16 protein-coding genes are annotated in these 21,482 nt (G+C 28.3%); 3 read left to right on the forward strand and 13 right to left on the reverse strand.

The features are described from left to right. Positions 1 to 150 precede the first annotated feature (150 nt). On the reverse strand, positions 151 to 1,554 hold the full coding sequence (locus tag ACTG48_RS12250) for an aminotransferase-like domain-containing protein (RefSeq protein WP_021385256.1): 1,404 nt from the start codon (positions 1,552 to 1,554) through the stop codon (positions 151 to 153). Between the two features lie 125 nt (positions 1,555 to 1,679). Here ACTG48_RS12250 and ACTG48_RS12255 point away from each other — a divergent pair, with 125 nt between their 5' ends. Next, a complete protein-coding gene (locus tag ACTG48_RS12255) occupies positions 1,680 to 2,366 on the forward strand; it encodes an aspartate/glutamate racemase family protein (RefSeq protein ID WP_479916971.1) in 687 nt (228 codons plus the stop codon). Positions 2,367 to 2,588: 222 nt separating this feature from the next. Here the strand turns inward: ACTG48_RS12255 and ACTG48_RS12260 are convergent, their stop codons facing one another. Next, positions 2,589 to 4,124, reverse strand: a complete 1,536-nt coding sequence (locus ACTG48_RS12260; RefSeq protein WP_479916972.1) for a hypothetical protein — start codon at positions 4,122 to 4,124, stop codon at positions 2,589 to 2,591. Between the two features lie 274 nt (positions 4,125 to 4,398). Between ACTG48_RS12260 and ACTG48_RS12265 the strand changes: the two genes are divergently transcribed. After that, the gene (locus tag ACTG48_RS12265) at positions 4,399 to 5,448 is read left to right on the forward strand and encodes a PTS sugar transporter subunit IIC (protein ID WP_479916973.1); all 1,050 of its coding nucleotides are present in this window, start codon (positions 4,399 to 4,401) and stop codon (positions 5,446 to 5,448) included. Between the two features lie 48 nt (positions 5,449 to 5,496). On the opposite strand, the gene ACTG48_RS12270 is transcribed toward ACTG48_RS12265, so the two are convergent. After that, positions 5,497 to 6,531 (reverse strand): DUF6398 domain-containing protein, encoded by a 1,035-nt coding sequence (locus tag ACTG48_RS12270; RefSeq protein WP_479916974.1) that lies wholly within the window; start codon positions 6,529 to 6,531, stop codon positions 5,497 to 5,499. A gap of 17 nt (positions 6,532 to 6,548) precedes the next feature. Continuing rightward, positions 6,549 to 6,896: a cupin domain-containing protein gene (locus tag ACTG48_RS12275; RefSeq protein ID WP_021385151.1), complete on the reverse strand. Its 348-nt coding sequence runs from the start codon at positions 6,894 to 6,896 to the stop codon at positions 6,549 to 6,551. 255 nt (positions 6,897 to 7,151) lie between these two features. Here ACTG48_RS12275 and ACTG48_RS12280 point away from each other — a divergent pair, with 255 nt between their 5' ends. After that, positions 7,152 to 8,534 (forward strand): peptide MFS transporter, encoded by a 1,383-nt coding sequence (locus ACTG48_RS12280; RefSeq protein WP_021385121.1) that lies wholly within the window; start codon positions 7,152 to 7,154, stop codon positions 8,532 to 8,534. 82 nt (positions 8,535 to 8,616) lie between these two features. Here the strand turns inward: ACTG48_RS12280 and ACTG48_RS12285 are convergent, their stop codons facing one another. The 9 genes from ACTG48_RS12285 to ACTG48_RS12325 all read right to left on the reverse strand — a co-directional run bounded on the left by ACTG48_RS12285 (position 8,617) and on the right by ACTG48_RS12325 (position 21,481). Further along, positions 8,617 to 10,410 carry an aminopeptidase P family protein gene (locus tag ACTG48_RS12285; protein WP_021385127.1) on the reverse strand — a complete coding sequence of 598 codons (1,794 nt, stop codon included), beginning with the start codon at positions 10,408 to 10,410 and terminating at the stop codon, positions 8,617 to 8,619. A 234-nt stretch (positions 10,411 to 10,644) separates the two neighbouring features. Then, complete coding sequence (locus ACTG48_RS12290) at positions 10,645 to 12,036, reverse strand: peptide MFS transporter (protein ID WP_021385177.1); 1,392 nt, start codon at positions 12,034 to 12,036, stop codon at positions 10,645 to 10,647. A gap of 457 nt (positions 12,037 to 12,493) precedes the next feature. Further along, positions 12,494 to 13,636, reverse strand: a complete 1,143-nt coding sequence (locus ACTG48_RS12295) for a peptidylprolyl isomerase (protein ID WP_021385262.1) — start codon at positions 13,634 to 13,636, stop codon at positions 12,494 to 12,496. Positions 13,637 to 13,746: 110 nt separating this feature from the next. Then, complete coding sequence (locus tag ACTG48_RS12300; RefSeq protein ID WP_021385162.1) at positions 13,747 to 14,874, reverse strand: hypothetical protein; 1,128 nt, start codon at positions 14,872 to 14,874, stop codon at positions 13,747 to 13,749. Positions 14,875 to 15,237: 363 nt separating this feature from the next. Continuing rightward, the gene (locus ACTG48_RS12305) at positions 15,238 to 15,795 is read right to left on the reverse strand and encodes a DUF2238 domain-containing protein (protein WP_021385210.1); all 558 of its coding nucleotides are present in this window, start codon (positions 15,793 to 15,795) and stop codon (positions 15,238 to 15,240) included. A 26-nt stretch (positions 15,796 to 15,821) separates the two neighbouring features. Beyond that, the gene (locus tag ACTG48_RS12310; protein WP_479916975.1) at positions 15,822 to 17,348 is read right to left on the reverse strand and encodes an FAD-dependent oxidoreductase; all 1,527 of its coding nucleotides are present in this window, start codon (positions 17,346 to 17,348) and stop codon (positions 15,822 to 15,824) included. A 333-nt stretch (positions 17,349 to 17,681) separates the two neighbouring features. Continuing rightward, a complete protein-coding gene (locus ACTG48_RS12315) occupies positions 17,682 to 18,350 on the reverse strand; it encodes an amino acid ABC transporter permease (RefSeq protein WP_021385257.1) in 669 nt (222 codons plus the stop codon). A gap of 13 nt (positions 18,351 to 18,363) precedes the next feature. Then, entirely contained in the window at positions 18,364 to 19,185 is an 822-nt protein-coding gene (locus ACTG48_RS12320; protein ID WP_021385223.1) for a transporter substrate-binding domain-containing protein, read from the reverse strand. 376 nt (positions 19,186 to 19,561) lie between these two features. Further along, positions 19,562 to 21,481: a PTS fructose transporter subunit IIABC gene (locus ACTG48_RS12325; protein ID WP_479916976.1), complete on the reverse strand. Its 1,920-nt coding sequence runs from the start codon at positions 21,479 to 21,481 to the stop codon at positions 19,562 to 19,564. Between the last annotated feature and the right edge of the window lies 1 nt (position 21,482).

Raw genomic sequence — 21,482 nt, forward strand, 5'->3', positions numbered from 1 at the left:
TTTTTCTATTTTTAAGAATTATTTTATCATAAAATGATTATTTTTTCAAGATTATTAAAGTTAAAATTTTAATAGAAAATAAAGTATTTCATTAAATAATAAAAGCGGAGGTTTATTATAATAAATTTCTCCGCTTTTTTATTTATTTAATTAAATCATAGTAAAGTAACTCTGGCTCTTAAGAAGTGACTTTATTATATTCAGCCCTTTTTCCAATTCTTCTATATCTTTTGGAGCTGTTACACAAATACGAATTGCTTTTGGTACTGTAGAATTACCAACTGAAAAACGTTCAGCACAATATACTTGAACGCCTAGATTTTTTGCACATATTTCAAATGACTTTCCATCTAATTCATCAGGAAGAAGTAACCAACGAAAACTACAATTTTTATCACCAATTAAATTATAATTTGATAAAATTTTATCAGCAATTTTATTTCTTTCTACAATTGCATCTTTTTTCTCTTCTATAATTTTATCTATAATAGGAGAATACAATAAACGGTGTACTATTTCCGCAGTAAATGGAGAAACCATTAGATTCATATTATATAGTGCCTTTTCTAAGTTTTCTATATAGCGTTTTGGAGCAACTACAAATGCTATTCTAAGACCAGCACATAAAAACTTAGATGTACTAAAAATATATACAGTATTGTTACTAGCTAAAGAAAATATAGGAGTTTGTATATTAGGTCTAAGAATACTATTTATTGCATCTTCAATAATTATTATATTATACTTTTTTGCTATCTCTGCAATTTTTTTGCGAGATAAATTAGACATAGAATGTGTTGTTGGATTATGATAGTCTGGTATAAGATATATGCCTTTTATATTTTCATTTTTACAATAAATTTCGAGAGATTCTATTGACATTTCATTATTTTCTTGAGGAATTGGAATCAATTGAATACCTATCATTTTAGCTATTGATTTAATTCCAGAAAAACTCAAAGAATCTGTAGCAATTCTATCTCCAGCTTTAAATAGTCCTAGTAAAGTTGCACATATAGCATTCTGACTACCTGTAGATAGTAGTATATTTTCTTCACTAGTATATACATTGTTTCTTTCTATCCATTTTGCAATTGATTTTTTTTGCATATATGTGCCAGAAGGAGACATGTATTGTAAAAATCTATCCATTTCTGGTTGTTTTAGTACATTTTTAATAAAATCAATGATATATGTATTTTGCTCATAAGGAGGATGCACTGTACCTAGTTCAATTATATCTTTTGATTCTGTTTGATATAATAATGTATTGCTTACATTTACATCAGAAGAAATAAAAGTTCCTTTTCCTACTTTTGCACATATTAACCCCTTCTCTTCACAAAGTTTAAATGCTCGTGTTATTGTACTTAAATTCAAATCTAGAAAATCTGCTAATTCTCGTTGTGGTGGTAACTTATCTCCAGGATTTAAATTTCCTATTTTAATATCTTCTTCTAATAACATTGCCAAAGTTTTATATATTGGTGGTTTTCGATTATTTAATTTTGGTTTCCATGTCATAGGATAGTTTTCAAATGAATTTATTGGCATATAATTACTCCTTTTAATATAATTGTCCTCCATACAATTTTATTATTGTATGCTTATATTTTAGATGCTATACTTGTATTTGTAAATAGCTATTTCAAAATAAACAGAATAAGAGAGGTATAAATATGAAGACTATAGGCTTAATTGGTGGTATGAGTTGGGAAAGTACCATTACATATTACCAAGTTATTAATACAGTAATAAAAGAAAGATTAGGTGGACTACATTCTTCTAAGTGTATACTTTACAGTGTAGATTTTCAAGAAATTGAAGAATGCCAGTCTAGCGGAAATTGGGAAAAAAGTGCTGAAATTCTATCTGATGCTGCAATTAAATTACAAGATGCAGGTGCAGATTTTATTGTTATATGTACTAATACTATGCATAAGGTAGCAGATAAAATACAAGAAAAGATACATATCCCATTAATAAACATAGCAAATGTAACTGCTGAAGTATTGAAGGAAAAAGGAATAAAAAAAGTAGCTTTATTGGGTACTAAATATACAATGGAGCAAGATTTTTATAAAAACATAATTATTAATAATGGGATTGAAGTTTTAATTCCAAACGAAGAAGACCGTATAATAGTAAACAATACAATATTTAATGAACTTTGTGTAGGAATTGTATCTGACTCTTCAAAAAAAGCTTTCTTATCAATTATAGATAAGCTTGGCAAACAAGGTGTAGATGGTATCATATTAGGATGTACAGAAATAGATCTTCTAATTAAACAAAATGATACTTCTATTCCACTATTTGATACAACACTAATACATGCAATAGAAGCTGCATTAAAGTCAATCTAAGATGGTGTTAGTTAGCAAAAAATACTTTTAACACTAAAAATTTGAAACCCCTATATAAAAAAGGATAGTATGATTGTTTAACAATGCTCTATTTAGTAGACACAGTAAACAAGATACTGTGTCTACTAAATGGAGTGATGTTCATATTCTCATACTATCCTCTTTTTTTAATTTAATTTTTCAATAAATCACAAACTTGACACTCTTAATCTGTATACAAATCTATCTTACATTTATAACATCACTATTTTGAGAGTTTTTTCCTTCATAATTTGCAACAACATAAATATCTAGATTTAAGTCTCCCTCAGGAATATTTATAGTATGCTCATTACCTTGTATATCACTTTGATACAGTGTAAAGTCTCCATCTCCATTAGTATTATTTTTTACATATATACTATAGGTACAACCCTTATGAGATACACTACTCCAGTTAACTCTAATAACATTGTTATCTCTATCAACATTAGCTGATATGTTTTCAACCTTCATATCTTGAATATTATTATCATTAGTTGAATTTCCATTTCCATTAGTGATATTTATGACATTACTTGGCTTAGTTGTATCTGAATCTTTCTTACCTACAACATAAATATCAAAATCTAAATTTTGATTATCTTTTATATCTACTTCTATAGTAGCATATACCTTTTGTGATTTTCCTAAATCACTTTCATTTATAGTTATAGATTTGATTTTCTTAAATGATTCTCCTGACAATTTGTCTTTAAGGTATATATCATAATCAAAGACATCTTTCATATAGTCCCACTCAAGCTTAATGATAATTTTATTATTTACTATTTTATGTGACCCTACTAAGTTTTGTATATAGTCATTCGTTATAGTTTCTTTAACTACTGTTACAGTTATTATTTTAGATTTATCTCCACAAGTTATTCTTACTCTTTCCTTACCTTCTCTAAGCCCTACAATATTTCCATCATTACTTAGACTTATTGCTCTTTCTACAGGTAATTTTGAATCTGCTAACTCATAATATATTGTTGGTGCCTTTAAACCAGGTGGAGAAGTTATTATATCCGGTTTTAATTTTTCATTTTGGTCAACTTCTATTTTTACATCATTCATATTTATTTCCGCCACTATAGCTTGAATTCTAAAGGTTCTCTCTACTTCTTTGTTTCCACACTTAGCATATATTGTAGCTTTTCCAACTCCAACTGCACTTACTGTATTTCCTTTAATTTTTAGAACATCTTCATTACTACTCTTATAAATAGGTTTATATGATTTTTTAAATTTATCATAATCAACCTCTATTGTACTTTCTATAGTAGCACTATCACCAACATGTTTTAAATCCCCATTAATCTCCATATCTAGTGATTCTACTTCTGGGTCTACTACTTTTATAGTAGCTTTTTTTAACACTCTTGAATTTTTCATTATACCCACAGAAGAATACCCAACCTTTAATGCTGTCATCTTATTTCCATCTATTTTTAAAGTCCCTGAATTATCCAACACATTAAACCAAATATTTGGGTCTTTAGCATATGAAGGAACTTTAATATATTCACCAGTAGACAAAGTAACTGTTTCATTTAATTTTACTACATATTTATCTAAATCTTTAACATATTCCCCATCTACAATTTCGATTTCTACTCCCTTTACCATTGGTCTAAGTATTCCAAATTTAAAAAGGTAGTACTGCGCAACAAGCAATATAGGAATAGATATAATTATGGCAATTTTTCTGTATTTCTTATTTTCTACAAATCTCATCTATCCACTTCCTTTAGCCTAATATATAATCATTTGTTTTGTAAGCAATCTACCTAAGTTAAACATTGGCATAAACTGGAAAATTATTATATTTCAGAATATCCCTATATTAATTATAAACCATAAATTTAAAATTTAAAACTAAAATTAGTGTTAATTTCTTACTATTACAATAGTCTAATTTTAGTGAAATAACATTTGTCTTGTCAGCTAAAAAGTTATATAATTAATTCAAAAGAAATTTATACTTGTATTATATGAGGAGGACTTTAAATTGGAAATCAATTACAAAAAAAAAGATTTCAAATCATTCGCTAAAAGAAAAAATATTGAAATTTCTGTTCAAAGGTATCTTATTGATGCGTTAAGTTACATGGCACTCGGTCTTTTTTCTTCCCTTTTAATTGGAACAATTTTTAACACATTAGGAGACAACTTCAACATTTCTCTTTTTACTGAAATTATAAGTCCTCTTGCTAAACAGGTTACTGGTCCAGCTATAGCAGTGGCTATTGCCTATGGGCTTCAAGCACCTCCACTTGTACTATTTTCTTGTGCACTTGTTGGAGCTTGTGGTAACGAATTGGGAGGTCCTGTTGGAGCATTTGTTGCTACACTTTTTGCAGTAGAGATTGGAAAATTAGTTTCAAAAGAAACAAAGGTAGATATATTGGTTACACCTGCTGTAACAATACTAATTGGAGTACTTGTAGCACAACTTATTGGACCAGCTGTTTCTGCATTTATGACTTCATTTGGAAACATAATAATGCAAGCTACAACTATGCAACCTATAATAATGGGCGCTCTAGTATCTGCACTTGTTGGAATAGCTCTTACATTACCTGTAAGTAGTGCAGCTATTTGTATGATGCTTAGTTTAGGAGGTCTCGCTGGTGGAGCGGCAACTGTTGGTTGTTGTTGCCAAATGATAGGTTTTGCTGTTATGAGCTTTAGAGAAAACGGAGTAGGAGGTCTAGTGGCACAAGGACTTGGTACATCTATGCTTCAAGTTCCTAATATAATAAAAAACTGGAAAATTTGGATACCACCTACTGTTGCTTCAATATTACTTGGCCCATTGTCTACAACAATATTTAAAATGGAGAATATTCCTATTGGCTCAGGTATGGGTACTTGTGGATTGGTTGGACAATTTGGAACAGTAACTGCTATGCAAAGTGCTGGAAAAGGAGGTACAACTATGTGGATTGGTATACTTTTACTTAACTTTATACTTCCTGCTATTGTAACCTTACTAATTTCAGAATTTATGAGAAAAAAAGGGTTAATAAAAGCAGGAGATTTAAAACTAGATGTATAAATTAAAAACTACTCCTTTTACTTATATAAAAGTAAGGAGTAGTTTTTTTTATGAAAATTCCAACATTTTTTTTAACAACCAATCTATTGAACCTTTGACTTCATTCCAAAGAACTATATTTTCATCATAATAATATACCGCTTCAGCCTTTTCTTCTTCTGTAACAAATTCTCTACCAAAGGCATTTCGCCAGTCTAACAAATATAATCCGATATACTTATTTTTACTTTTAGCAAGCTTAATAGAGTCATTTGCTAAAAACACATTTTTGTTTTTAAAGTAATAAAGAGCTTTGCTGTACATCCATGTAGCAGATTTTTCTTCTTTATAAAGCTCAAATAATTTATTTATTGAAGTCCTATCATTTAATCTAATCAATATATTTAACAACTTATATCTTATTCCCTGCTCATCACTAGGATTAATTCCTATTAAATACTCTAATACTTTTTTTGATTCCTTTAAGTTATCAATACTTTCTAACTTCCTAGCAAGAGATTCAAGCGCTATCATATAGGCTCTAGTGGATAGACCTTTCCAAAATCCAAGCTCTTTATCTTCTTTAGTAATCATACTTTTTCCAGTATTTACGGCTTCTTCCATATACCTAATTGATTCAATATTACTATTAGCATCTTGTGATAGCTTAATATATCTTTTATACAATATTTTCTTCTTTTCTAAATCTAAATCTATAGACTTTGTCTTAGAATTCGTTTCTTTTACCCAAAATTCTACATTAGAAATAGCTATAGTATCTTGATTTAAGAAGTCAATGTTACAAACTTCCTTTATCAAAGATGATTTATTATTTATAGTGTTTAAAGAAACACCTATTTGTTTTGAAAATTCTTTTTTTGTTATATGTAATGGATGCTTCTTATTATATAAAAGATTTTGCTCCAAAACTATATTTAGTATAGCTGAAGACCATATATCAGCCCTAGAAGAATGAATTATCTCTTTGTTATTATCTAAAAGGTTTTGCAAAATTTTAAAACTTATATCTTTATATTCTTGATTCAAATTGGAGTTGCAAAATCTATTTATCTTGTCCTTAATTTCTTCTATCTTGCTTGTCATGACTCCTCCTCCATATTTTACATATATAAAACTAGCGCTACAAATTCAAGTTCTTCTTCTCCTATATTCTCTATAGAATGTTTTGCACCATCAGCTGTATACACTACATCACCCTCATTAACTTCTATAAACTCCCCATTATCAAATACTTTTCCTTTTCCTTTTAATATATAATATACTTCAAAATCCGTTGTATGGTCATGCACACCAATTGAACTTCCTGCTGGTAAAGCTATTCTTTTAAATAGTCTTCCTTTTCCTTTAAGCTCTTCATTTTGTATTATGTTTTCAAGCCTAACTTTTCCAATACCACCATTCAAATTTTCCTTTACTTCTACTTGTAATTCAGATTTCTTTCTTATCATAGCTCATCCCACCTGCCAAACAATCAATCTAACTACTAAATTGGCATATCCTTTCCATAATATGTTGTATTTTAATATAATAATAACATATATTCTCATAAAAAAATATTACTGAATATATAAAAATGATACTATTTTTACATATCTTGCAACTTAATTAAATTATCTCTTAAGTTGACGTCTCTATTAAAAAAACATATACTCATATAGTATGGTAAATTTTTGTTAAATTCTTTATCTGGAGGTTCTAGACATATGTCAGTTTCAAAAACTCAAGAAAAACTTAAACAACCTAAGGATTTATATTTCTGTTGTTCGATATTTACCTTTGTAGGACTTGCATACTATGGTATGAAGTTGGTATTATTATTGTTTTTAGCTGAACAAGTATCTAAAGGTGGTTTGGGATTAACACCAGCAGAATCTGCATCAATGCTTGCATCTTTTTTGGCATGGACTTATTTTTCTCCAGTTATTGGCGGATGGGTCAGTGATAGATTTTTAGGTCCTAAAAACTGTATTATACTCGGAATGATAATGGTTTCAATTGGTTATTTCCTAGGATATTTAGCAGATAGTAAAACGGATATAAATATCATGATATTCTTATCTGGATTAGGAATAGGCTTTTATAAAGGAAATCTACACACTTTAGTCGGAAATCTTTATACTAATGATGACCCAAGAAAAGATGGAGCCTTCTCTATTACATATATGGCTACTAATTTAGGAACATTATTTGGACCTTTAGTATGTGGTTTAGTTGCTAACGAATGGTTTGCTATGAAAAGTGGTGCTTCTATAAGTATGTATGGCTATAGATATGTATTCTTATTTTCCTCAATTACTGTTCTAATAGGTTTATTATTTTTCATAGTTGGGAACAAAAAGTTTTATAAATCTTTAAATAACGGATTCAGTGATGGGAAAGAATCTATAAAGAAATCGCTAGAATATAAAAAGATTCTCGCTTCAAAACCATTAACTTTAATTGAGAAAAAAAGAATAGTAGTAATATTAGTTTTGGCTTTCTTTACGGTATTTTTTTGGATAGCATATAATCAAGCATCTATGTCTATTGCCTTATACACAAAGGAACACATAAATCTTGCTGTTGGTAATTTTCAAATCCCAACTTCATGGATAGATTCATACAATGGTCTTCTTTGTGTCATTCTTGGACCTATATCTGCTCTAGTATGGGTAAAACTATCTCAGACTACTAAAGGTGATTTAAGTGTACCTAAGAAGATGAGTCTAGGATTTATACTACTGGCTATAGCGTTTTTGTTTATGATAGTAGCAGTTATACAAACAGGAACAGACCATAATTCTATCCATAAAGCAAGTGTGTTTTGGGTAGTTGGATTTTTAACATTCCAAAGTATAGGAGAAATTTGTTTTTCTCCAGTTGGATATGGTATGGTAAATAAACTTTCACCTGAAAAATATATTTCATTTTTAATGGGAGTTTGGTTTTTAGGTAAATTTGCTGCAAATAAATTGTCTGGTTATACACAAGCTATCATAGACCAACTTGGGATGTTGCAAGTATTCATAGTGATACCATCATTCTTATTACTCTTTGGAATTATATTACTTATAATGAACAAAAAATTAGTAGAATTATCAAATTAAGAAATTTTTCTAAATTGAATAAAAATGTAATAAAAAATCGAGATATTATATACCTCGATTTTTTATTATATTTAGTTACAAACTATATAGCTCTAGTATACACTTTTAACCATTCTCTTTCTTCGTCAGTTAAGAAAGAAGATATTTTATCATAAACTAGTTTATGATACCAGTTTAAATAATCTTTTTCATCTTGATTCATTAATTCTGGAACTATACCATCTAAATCAATAGGAGCTAATGTAACAACTTCAAATTCCATAAATTGACCGTAGAAATTCTTTTCAGCTTTTCTAACTACTATTTCATTCTCTGTTCTTATACCATGAGAACCTTCTATATATATACCTGGTTCATTAGTAGTTACCATTCCTTCTTCAAGAACTGCACTATCAAATCTTTCAGGTACTACTCTCCATCTAAATCCATTTGGTGCTTCATGAACATTTAACACAAATCCTATACCATGTCCAGTTCCACATTGATAATCTATTCCCATATTCCACATACAACTTCTAGATAATATATCTAGATTATAACCTCTACAACCATGTAAAAACTTAACTTTAGAAAGATTTATCATACCTCTTGCTACAGAAGTAAAGTGTAATTTTAATTCATCACTTATAGGTCCTAATACTGTAGTTCTAGTTATATCAGTAGTTCCATCATAATATTGTCCACCTGAATCTACTAAGAATAATCCTTCAGCTTCTAACTTATAGTTTGATTCTGGAGTTGCACTATAGTGCATCATAGCAGCATGCTCTTTATATGCAGCAATTGTATTGAAACTTGGCTCAAAGAAACCTTCTTGCTCTCTTCTTAAGTTCTCTAATTTTTCAGTAGCACTTATTTCAGTTATTTCCATTTTACCTACATTTTTCTTTAACCAGTACATGAATTTAGTGAAAGCTACACCATCTTTAATATGTGAGTTTCTTATATTTTCTAATTCTATCTCATTTTTTTGTGCTTTAAAGAACATCACTGGATTAAATTCATCAACCTTCTCAACTTCACAAGGTATATTATTGTAAATAGCATAGTTAAGTTTAGTTCCATCTACTAAAACTTTTTCAGCTTTGTCTATAGATTTTACAAACTCATATACATCATTATATGGTTTTATTTGAACATTTTCTTTAGCTAGTTCATTTAATATTTCTTCATTTAACTTGCTTTCATCAACAAATAAGTAAACTTCTTTTAAAGTTATTACTGCATAAGAAAGTACAACTGGATTGTATTTAACATCTCCACCTCTTATATTGAATAACCATGCTATATCATCAAGAGTAGTTATTACATGAGTAGAAGTACCTTTTTCACTCATTTTTTCTCTTAATCTAGCTAATTTTGAACTGAAGCTTTCTCCACAGTATTTAACATCTAATAAAAATGCCTTACTGTCTGATAAAGCAGGTCTATCTTTCCATACACTATCTATTAAATCATATTGGTATTCTACCTTTATTCCTTTTTTAGATAATTTTTCAGCTAATGTAGCTCCTTCTCTAGCACATATAACTCTACCATCAAACCCTAAAGTTCCACCTTCAGGAATATTTGTATATAAATATTCATCTGTAGTTGGGCAACCTTCTTGTCCCATTTTGAATAATTTTATTGTACTTCCTTCTAATTGAGACTCTGCCTGTATGAAATATCTTCCATCTGTCCATAATCCAGCTTCATCTTTAGTAACAATAACTGTACCAGCTGAACCATTAAATCCTGATATAAATTCTCTTGATTTGAAGTAATCTCCTACATATTCGCTTTGATGATTATCAGAAGATGGAATCATATAGGCATCTATGTTTTTTTCTTCCATAAGTCTTCTTAATTCACTTAATCTGTCTTTTATATTCACAATAAGACCTCCTCAAAATAATAGTTTGAATAACTAAATATATAAGTATGTAAAGTTTATTACATAAATATTTTTCATATAATTTATATAAATCTTATACACTCTAATTATCACAATTATAATTTTAATTATAATATCTATCTGTGTAAAGCTTTTTTTCATAATTAAAGAGGAAATTACATTTTATTTTATATTTAAATGTAATTTCCTTTATTTATACTAATTCAGCATGAATTATTCTTCTTTTGTTAGTAAATCCATAGCCATTAATTTTGTTAATATATTTCTTATTCCCAGCAATATTAAACCAAATATTATTAATACTGATGCTATTCCTCCAAATATCTGTAAAAAACCAAGTGTAGCCGTAAATCCAGCAATCTTTCCTGATAATAAACTCGCAAAGAAACTTGTTAAATACCATGCTCCCATAGATAATGTAGCATACTTAGCTGGAGCTAATTTATTAAACATCGCAAGTCCTATAGGAGATAAAAACAATTCACCTACTGTTGTAAATATATAAGTTACTAATATAAACAACATGCTAGCCTTTACCATTCCATTTGGACCATTAGCTAATGTAGCAAATACCATCACTATAAAACCAACACCCATTATTATCATTCCTAATCCCATTTTAACTGGAATAGAAAAGTCACCTCTTTTGGTATTAGATAGTTTAACCCATAAAGCTGCCAATACTGGGCATAAAGCTACACATAATATAGCGTTTAATGATGTAAGCCATGCTACTGGCATCTCAAATCCAAATATAGTTCTATTTACATTATCCCTTACATAAATCATAAACGAACTTTGTGTTTGATAGTATGCTGTCCAGAATAAGACCACAAATAAAAACAAAACAACCATTGCTATTATTCTATTTTTCTCCAACTTAGTAAGTGGTCCATACTCAATTTTTTCACCTTTATTTCCTTTAGTAACAGGATGTTTTCCAATTTCTTTTAGTAATTTTGGTGCAAGAAGTGTAAATATAATCATACCTAACATCATACCTATACCACAAATTAAAAATGCCATCTTATATCCATAAGATACTATATCTCCACTTGCTCCTCTTACTGCAAAGACATTGTCAGAAAGTAATCCACATATTATTGGGGCTATAAATGCTCCTACATTTACTGCCATATAGAATAAACTGTATGCTGCATCTTTTCTTGACACATCAGTTTTAGGATATATATCCCCAACTATATTTGAACAACTTGATTTAAAAAAACCATTTCCTAAAATGATTATTGATAGGCCTACCCAAACCATTGCAATAGATGTTGATGAAGCGAATAGTACGAAGTCACCTATTGCTATTAAAAGTGCACCTATAGAAATACATTTTTGTTGACCTAAAACTTTATCTGCTAACCAGCCACCAACTAATGGTGTAAGATATATAAGACCTGTAAATAACCCAAACATAGATGTTGCTTCTTGAGTAGAAAGGCCTAAACCACCTTGAGCTATGCTTGCTGTAAAAAATAATACCAATAAAGCTGTTAAACCATAATAACTAAATCTCTCCCATAAAATTGTCATGCAAATAAGCCAAAAACTCTTAGGATGACCACCTTTTTTAGATACGCTTTCTGTATTTGACATAAAAAAAACGCCCCCTCATTGTTTTTTATAGTTAAATTTAGTACTAAGATTACTTTAATCATTTTAGTACATACTTATAATATCATCTTTTTTACGTTTACTCAATAGAATATCATCAGTATTTTCATTTTTTTATTATTATTTTTAAAATTATGAAAAATATTATTTTTACAGTATTTTCAGGCGAAAATATTAATATATATATATTTAAATAATATCTTTAATATTTGATTCTTTTTGTATTTATTTTTTTGATTTTTACTTATTTTCATTTAAATAATTCAAATTCAAAATATTTTCTATTAATGTTTTTTGCAAGTTATTTTTTATCAATTCATATATGTAAATTGTTTTTATTCTAAAATAACAAAAGCTATTTTAAATTCTCAATATGGAGTACTTAAAATAGCTTTTATCTATATATCAAAACTTTCTTTTTTTAATAAATTGACTTAATTTATTGTTTAGCTTTCATTTGATATTTATCTGTAATTTTAACTTTATCTTTTTCTTTTAAGTTTTTTATAAGTAAATTTTGTTTTTCTGATGTTAGACTACTTACTAAATCTGATTTTATTTCTTCAAAAGGTTGATATTTCTCATCCGTTTTCTTAATTATATGATATCCATAATCACTTTCTACAAGTTTGCTAGATATTTCGCCTTTTTTCAATGCAAATGCAGCTTTTTCAAAAGACTCTACCATCTGACCTTTACCAAAGAAACCTAAATCTCCACCTGATTCTGCACTACTGTCTTCAGAATACTTTTTAGCTAAAGTGGCAAAATCTTCTCCAGCTTGAGCTTTTTTAAGTATTTCCTCAGCCTCTTTTTTAAGTTCAGCTTTTTTACTATCACTAACTTGTTTACCTTTATCATCAACAGTTTTTATTAAAATATGTGAAGCTCTAACTTGTAAATAATTGCTCTTGTTTTTATCGTAATAATTCTCAGCTTCTTTATCAGTCACTTTTGCTTTTTCATTTAAATATTTTGATGCTATTAGTTCTTTTTTCATATCATCTTTTATATATTTTTCAGTCAAATCAAACTGTTTTAAAAACTCTTCTTTAGTCATACCCATTGCAGATTCTATACTAGTCATTAAATTATTATATTGAGCATCTAGTTCATCATCCGTTATACTTATTTTTTCTTTTGTTGCTTCAGTAGATAGTATATCAGATGTAATCATAGTCTCAATCATATTTGATTCATATGAACGTATTTCGTCATCACTCATAGTAGTCTTTGCATTCAAATAAAATAATGGCTCCATTCTTTTTCTTAGCATCTCACCTGTTATTTTTTTGTCTCCAATAGTAGCCACTACTTCATTACTATTGTAGTGTTTTGAAGTAGCTGGTAACTTTCTTCCAGCTTCTTTGCCAGAAATGTAACCTCCACCTAGGCATATAGCTCCTACTGCTACAATTGCTACAACTGCTTTAAGTGTTTTATTATTTAATTTTATTTCTCTTTTTTTGACTTTGTTGTCAGTGCTCTTTTTATCTGACACATCATCTTTTTTAGAACTTACATTATCTGATTTTTTAATTTCATCTAATGTATTTTCTTTTGGATTTTTTTCTTCAGACATTAATATCCTCCTTAATTTTGATTGTACAATACTTCACTTTTATTATTTTACATTAAAATAATATTAAATGTGTGAATCAGAAATGAAACTCTCATGAATTTAAAATGAAATTAAATATTTCTCAAACTATATCTTATAAAATTTCTTCCTACTTTTGTATCTCCATACTTTAACATCTGTATAACTTCATTTTTTTCTTTTTGTAAATAAATAGAACATTCTTCTAAAGACTTAAATATCTCTAATACTTCACCTTTTTTATTTACTAGTTCAATCTTTTTCTTTCCACCTCTTTTGATTATAGACTTATATTTTTTAAAATATTCATCATATTCTTCATCGATACATTCAAATTTATAATTCATTTTTAATGCTTCAATTTTATCATTGGTCAAAATTTCATTTCTCTTTTTATCAGAAAGTCTTGTACTAAATATTTTATCATTGAGAATATTAAATATCTCAGATGGAGATTTATTATTTTCTAAATAGCTCCATTCATTTTTACAGTACTCTTCCACATTTAACACTTTACTTAAATAGTTTATTGCATCTCCAAAGTAATCCATATATCCATATTTTAAATTTTCTCTTATATATCCTAGTGGTATTTTAAGGCTTTTGCTACACTGTATATGGGTATCGAAAATCTTCTCTTCTTTAGTATACAAGTTTATTGCTTTTATACTTTTTCCTCTTTTTATTTTTATTTCTTTTATGTAATCTAAATCTTCTTCTGTCAAGCATTCACTTATTTCTTTTTTTTCAATAATATTTTTTACTATATTATTACTTTCATTTTGGTTAAATTCTTCAAATCTCTTTAAATTTGTTTTTTCACTTTCAATTTGAACTTCTTTTTTACATAAGTTCATGTTTTTATCAGTAATAAACACTTCTTTTTCATCTGATTCTATAGTCTTTTTGCTAATTAACCACTCTTCCTCTACTATTTTATTATCATCACCCACTACTTCCACTTTAGTTAATATTTCGTTATCAATATTAGCCATTACGTCTTCTGTAAATGATGTTTCATTCAATATTAATCTTTCTTGTTCTAAAACTCCATCTTCTTTATTTATAGTTTTGTCTTTATTGATTAATGTCTTTTCTTCTTCATCTATTGACTTTTCTTCGGACGATATTTTTTTGTTTTTTAATATTATTTCACCTTCTTCTTTTACTGCATCACTTTTTTGTCTTTTTTTCATAATACCAAACCACTTTTTTAACACTCAATGTTCCTCCTAATACTTTATCTACTATTTTATATTATCACATAAAATATTTACTATTCCTATAAATCCTTTAATTTTTTATATTTCTATAACTATAAAGTTTTATTTACACAAATTACTTTTTATACTTGTACACTTATGAAATTTCTATCTAATGCATTTTCATACTTACAATGTAGCATTTATTTCATAGTAATTATATCATGTTTTTATAAAATATCGTATTTTTAAATCTTTTACACTAAAAGTCATAATAAATATATCTAATAATCATCACAAAAAAGGACTTAATTAATCATATAAACCCTGAAACTATATGATTAATCAAATCCATTATAATTAATATAAAAAAATTTAAATCTATATGTTAGATTTTTTTACTATAAAAGGGATAGTTATAATTGTACCTATTAAAGCATCTATCATATCAATCATAGTATCTTCTAATCCACCAGCTTGCGTCGTAGTGCCAATAAAAGTATCCATTAAAAATTCACCTATTTCCCACAAACTAGCTACTCCCATACTAAACATAAATACAAATATAACTAAAAATATTTTGCTCATTTTGCTTATATCTTTTTGTATATAAAAATATCTAATCATAGAAAATGCTACAATACTAGATATTATACCTGACCATAAATGTAAAAAATCATCGTAATAATTTATATCGTAAAAATTAAAACAAGTTCCCAACAATGATGAAAACATTATAAATAAGGCAAGAACAATATATAATTCTTTACTTAAAAGTCTTTCATTATGCTTATTTAAAAGTCTAAGTATAAAAGTACCAATTAAACTGATTGCTACTAATCCTACACTTCCAAAAGCCCTATTTATAGCAAAAAATATAGCACAGACAACATATACTATATATAATAATATAGTTATTGGTTTTAAAAGTTTATTCATACACACTTTACCTTTCTAAAACAATTCTATAATAGCTTAGGATTGACATCATTATCACCATGTCCATAAAGCTTTAATGGCTTAAGAGCTGGTCCTTCAAGTATATTTCCCTTATAGTCGAATCTAGAACCATGACATGGACAATCCCATGTTTTTTCTTCACTATTAAAATTAAGTTCACATCCTAAATGAGTACATGTAGTATCTACAATATAAAAATCTCCTATATCATCTTTATACACACCATACCTTTTTCCATCAATATTAACAATCTTCCCTTCTCCATTATTTTTAGGCATATCTCCACTACCTATTTTTAACTTTCCACTTACATAATTCATTGCTACATTAGCATTTTCCTTTATAAAGTCTTTTGAAAAATAACTTCCTAATCTTGATGGATTAAAAGTATCCTTATAATTGGAATTACTGTTTATTATCAAATCCTTTATTATTATTCCTGCAACAGTTCCATTAGTAATTCCCCATTTAGAGAATCCTGTAGCCACATAAATATTATTTTCTCTTTTATTAATATAACCTATATAAGGAACATTATCGAAACTCATATTATCTTGAGCTGACCATTTGCATTTAAAATCTTTTACCTTAAATACCTTTTTTCCATAATGTTCTAAGTCATCAAATATGTCTTTTTCAGTTCCTCCCTGACCAACTTTATGGTCTCCTCCTCCAAAAATCAGTAAATTTTCATTTCCATCATTATATTGCCTAAAAGTTATTGATGGGTCATCTATACTTATAAACATACCATCTGGTAATTTATTTTCTAAAACTGCTGCCATTAAGTAAGCACGTTCTGCATATTCTTTTGCAAAATAAAAATTCAACCCATCATACCATGGACTATGAGATGAAATTATAACATTTTCAGCTTCTATTATATTATTTTCTCTTGTCTTAACTCTACATATTTTCCCTTTTTCTAAATCTACTACTGGTGTCTCTTCATATATTTTTACACCTAAATGTACTCCCATTTCTGCTAATCCATCAATATACTTCTTTGGATTAAATTGACCTTGATTAGTGAAACTAATAGCTCCCTTTATGTCTAATGGAATATCTGATATAGTTTCATGATACTCACAATCTACTCCTATTTTCTTGCATGTACGATATTCATCCTTTATGTCTTTTATAGTTTCTTCTTTTTCTGTAAATACAAAAGATGGTTCTCTTTTAAAATCACATTTGATATTATTCTCTTTTATTATTTGCTCAATTAAGTCTAGAGCTTCATTATTTGCATTATAATATGATTTTGCTTTATCTAATCCATATTTTTTCTCTATCTTAGAATAAAATATGTCATGCTGACAAGTTACCTTACCAGTATTTCTTCCTGAAGTTCCATATCCTATTTTATCAGCTTCAACAAGTGCTACTTTTTTACCCTCTTTTGCTAATAAATATGCAGTTGTCAATCCAGTTATTCCTCCACCTACTATAAGACACTCTACTTTTATATTTTCGCCTAACTTTTTATATTCCTTTGGACTTGAATTTAAAAACCAATACGATTCGTTCATTTAAAATACTCCTTTACATATTAAATAATAATAGTTTTCCCATCATCAAGTTTATTTATTATAAATAGCATAAAAATAAATATATTATTGTAATAAATAAACTGTTACATTACTTAATATATAAATAGAAATAACTATATAATTAAGTCAATACAATTAAGAACACATTGTAAAATTTAGTGTATAAAATCTAAAAATTTTACAAAATAGAAATTCCAGAACCTTTGATTAACTTTTTCTAGTTACAAAAAAATATTACTGGAAATCAAATTTTCCAGTAATATTTAATAACAAAACACATCTACACAATTTTATGAATATCTCTTATAATATTTAATATACCTCACTAAGTCTTTCTTCTAGCTTGGTCTGAACAAAACCTAATATAAGATTTACAATCCAGTATACTACTATTACACAAGTAAAAGCTTCTAAATATTTATAACTTGCTGCTGCTTCCGATTGGGCAACTGCCATAATTTCTGTAACCCCAATAGTAAAAGCAAGAGAAGTTCCTTTTATAATATCTGCAAAAGTATTTGTAAAAGGTGGGATTGCAACCCTTATAGCTTGTGGTAAGACAATTCTTTTCATTGTTTGTACATACGTCATTCCAAATGCTAGACTTGCATCTATTTGACCTTTATCTACAGATGTTATAGCACCTCTTAAACTCTCTGCAAAATAAGCAGAAGAATTTAAACCAATTACTATTACTGCTGCTGAAAATGATTCCAATGCTTTAAGTTCTGGTACTAATTGAATTAGACCAAAGTATATAAAGAAAAGTTGAGCAGCAAGAGGAGTACCTCTAAAAAATGATATATATATTCTTGATACTGTTTTTAAAATAGGAACTTTAGCATCTACAATTAATGCTATGAGTAAAGCTATAACAATTCCCAATCCCAAAGATAACAGAGACATTTTAAATGTTACTGTCAAATATTTTAATATTAATGGAAATATATCTGCTGCAAATCCAAAATCAAATACTTGCATCCTTAACCTCCAATTAATTTTCCTTAGTTGTATCTAAACCAAACCACTTTTCAGATAATTTTGTAAATGTTCCATCTTCATGCATTGCTTTTATAGCCTTATTTACGTCCTCTATAATGACTTTACTTTTCTCTTCTTTTCTAAATGGATATTGATTTACTTCATATACACCAGTATCTATATCTGCAACCTTTAATTTAAGTTTACCTTGTTCTATAGTTGTTTTAGCTTTAACTTCTGAAAGCCATGCAACATCAATTCTTCCATTTTCTACATCCTTTTCCATAGGTACTCCATCATATGTAACTATATCAATCCCTAAGTTATGTTTTTCATTTAAATCTCTTATAGTTTTTTCTCCATTACCACCTAGAACACACCCTACCTTTTTACCTTTTACGTCTTCTATCTTACTTATAGTACTATCCTCTGGTACTATAAACTTATACTTACTATATGCGTAAGTATCTGAAAAATCATATTTTTCTACTCTTTCAGGAGTAGTTGACATTTGGTGTGCTACTGTGTCAACTTTACCAGCGTCTAACATGCCCATAAGCCCACTAAATTTAGCAGTTTTAAACTCTACTTTATAACCAGTTCTTTTTGATATTTCCTTCCATACATCAATTTCAAAACCTTTATTTTCATCATTTTCTTTATAACACCATGGTGCATATTCTACTGATACACCTACATTTAAAGTCCCTTTATCTTTTTTAGAAGTATCTTCTTTTGTAGTTTCACCATCTTTACTTGAACAGCCAACTAACATTGTTGTTCCTAAAACTAATGTCAATAATAATGAGAATACTTTTTTACTTTTTAATTTCAAAAATAACACTCCCTCTTCCTATATTTTTACTTACTAAAACATAATATCATAATTTGAAAAGGTTTTTTATTGCTTTTCTCTATGTAATTCGACAGCAATATTCTTTTTTTCTATACTTTCTTTATAATTTATTTATTTTTGAAATTAATACTATTTTGCTAAATTTATCTTTATTTTCTATAAATAATTAATAGTTTAGTTAAAAAATTTAACTTATATGTTAAAAATTATGAAGCTATTAATATCCCTTTACACAAAAAGTGAACTTTGAATATCAAAGTTCACTTTTATATAAATTTCCTACTTTAGAATAATTCAGTAATATATTAATTTTTATAAAACATAACATTTTTAATTGTTAAATAATCTTTATTTACTATGCTTCTTGATTTAATGGTTTTTTAAGTAATGCTAAAAGCATCATTCCAACCACAGCACCTATTGCTATAGATAATATATATCCAAGTGGATGAGTAACTACTGGTATAACAAATACTCCTCCATGAGGTGCACGAAGAGCTGCATTAAACAACATACTAAGTGCTCCTGCTACTGCTGAACCGCCAACACAGGCTGGAATAACATGAAGCGGGTCTCCAGCTGCAAAAGGTATCGCTCCTTCAGTTACAAAAGATAATCCCATTACATAGTTAACTTTACCAGAATCTCTTTCTTCTTTTGTAAATCTATTTTTAAAAAATGTAGTTGCAAGAGCTATAGCAAGAGGTGGAACCATTCCACCAGCCATTACTGCTGCCATTATTTCAAATTGTCCTGATTCAAGTGATGCAACCCCAAAAACATATGCTGCTTTATTTACAGGTCCACCCATATCGACAGCCATCATTCCACCTAAAACTAATCCTAAAACTATTTTTGAAGTTCCTCCTAAACCATTTAAAAATCCAACCATTGCGTTATTAATAGCTGTGACTGGAGGTATTACTAAAAATGTCATTATAATACCCATCAAAAGTGTTCCAAATAGAGGGTATAATAACACTGGTTTTATTCCTTCCAATGAAGTTGGTAATACGCTAAATATTTTCTTAAGCCCTTCTACTAAATAGCCTGCTATAAAACCTGCAAGTAATGCACCTAAAAAACCTGAACCACCATCACCTGCAAGAGCTCCTCCTACAAAACCTACAACAAATGCTGGTCTATCAGATATAGAATATGCTATATATCCAGCAAGTACAGGTAACATAAATCCAAAAGCTTTATCTCCTATTCCTTTAAAAAAGGCTGCTGTTGGCGTATTTGAGCCAAAATGTGAAGGGTCAATAGAATAATCATCAAGTAAAAATGCTATGGCTATAAGTATTCCTCCACCAATAACAAATGGTAACATGTTAGATACACCATTCATTAAGTGTTTGTACACTTTTCTAAATCCACTTTCACTTTCTTCATTTGATTCGTTGTGATTTATCTCTCCTCCATGATAGATTGGAGCATCTCCATTTACAGCTTTATCTATAAGTTCCTCTGCTTTGTGTATACCATCAGCTACCTTAGTTTTTATGACCTTTTTTCCATTGAATCTAGCCATTTCAACATTTTTATCTGCTGCCACTATTATACATGTTGCATTTTCTATCTCTTCTTTTGTAAGTCTATTTTTAACACCTGCTGAACCATTAGTTTCTACTTTTATTGATATCCCTTTACTTTCAGCCATTTTACTTAAGCTTTCAGCTGCCATAAATGTATGTGCTATTCCAGTTGGGCATGCTGTTACTGCCAAAACTTGAGGATATTTATTAATACTTTTATTTTTAACATCTACTATATTTTCTTCACTAATTATTTCATCTTGATATTCTTCGCTGAACTTCTCTCTCTCTTTTTTATCTATTATTTCCTTAAATTCTTTTTCAGAAGTTGAATTTATAAGTTTGTTTCTAAAATCTTCATCCATAAGTATTGTAGATAATCTTGATAATACTTCTAGATGGGTATTATTAGCTCCATCTGGTGCAGCTATCATAAAAAATAGATTTGATAAGCTTCCATCAAATGATTCATAGTCTATACCTTCTTTTGATATTGCTGCTGCTATACAAGCTTTAGTAACTGATGTATTCTTAGCATGAGGAATAGCTACACCTTCTCCAATTCCTGTTGTACTCATTTCCTCACGAGCTAAAATAGCTTTTTTGTAAGTTTCTTTGTCTTTTAAGTTGCCACTGTTTGCAACTAATTCAACTAATTCTTCTATTGCTTCTGACTTGTTTTTTGACTTTAAATTTAACTTAATTGATTTTTCATCTAATAAATCTATAATTTTCATA

It is taken from the genome of Clostridioides sp. LIBA-6822 (assembly GCF_056688955.1).

What these genes read in the sequence shown, in the direction of transcription:
- ACTG48_RS12250 (WP_021385256.1), bottom strand. Translation starts at nt 1,554, where the DNA reads ATGCCAATAAATTCATTTGAAAACTATCCTATGACATGGAAACCAAAA.
- ACTG48_RS12255 (WP_479916971.1), top strand. Translation starts at nt 1,680, where the DNA reads ATGAAGACTATAGGCTTAATTGGTGGTATGAGTTGGGAAAGTACCATT.
- ACTG48_RS12260 (WP_479916972.1), bottom strand. Translation starts at nt 4,124, where the DNA reads ATGAGATTTGTAGAAAATAAGAAATACAGAAAAATTGCCATAATTATA.
- ACTG48_RS12270 (WP_479916974.1), bottom strand. Translation starts at nt 6,531, where the DNA reads ATGACAAGCAAGATAGAAGAAATTAAGGACAAGATAAATAGATTTTGC.
- ACTG48_RS12275 (WP_021385151.1), bottom strand. Translation starts at nt 6,896, where the DNA reads ATGATAAGAAAGAAATCTGAATTACAAGTAGAAGTAAAGGAAAATTTG.
- ACTG48_RS12280 (WP_021385121.1), top strand. Translation starts at nt 7,152, where the DNA reads ATGTCAGTTTCAAAAACTCAAGAAAAACTTAAACAACCTAAGGATTTA.
- ACTG48_RS12290 (WP_021385177.1), bottom strand. Translation starts at nt 12,036, where the DNA reads ATGTCAAATACAGAAAGCGTATCTAAAAAAGGTGGTCATCCTAAGAGT.
- ACTG48_RS12295 (WP_021385262.1), bottom strand. Translation starts at nt 13,636, where the DNA reads ATGTCTGAAGAAAAAAATCCAAAAGAAAATACATTAGATGAAATTAAA.
- ACTG48_RS12305 (WP_021385210.1), bottom strand. Translation starts at nt 15,795, where the DNA reads ATGAATAAACTTTTAAAACCAATAACTATATTATTATATATAGTATAT.
- ACTG48_RS12310 (WP_479916975.1), bottom strand. Translation starts at nt 17,348, where the DNA reads ATGAACGAATCGTATTGGTTTTTAAATTCAAGTCCAAAGGAATATAAA.
- ACTG48_RS12315 (WP_021385257.1), bottom strand. Translation starts at nt 18,350, where the DNA reads ATGCAAGTATTTGATTTTGGATTTGCAGCAGATATATTTCCATTAATA.
- ACTG48_RS12325 (WP_479916976.1), bottom strand. Translation starts at nt 21,481, where the DNA reads ATGAAAATTATAGATTTATTAGATGAAAAATCAATTAAGTTAAATTTA.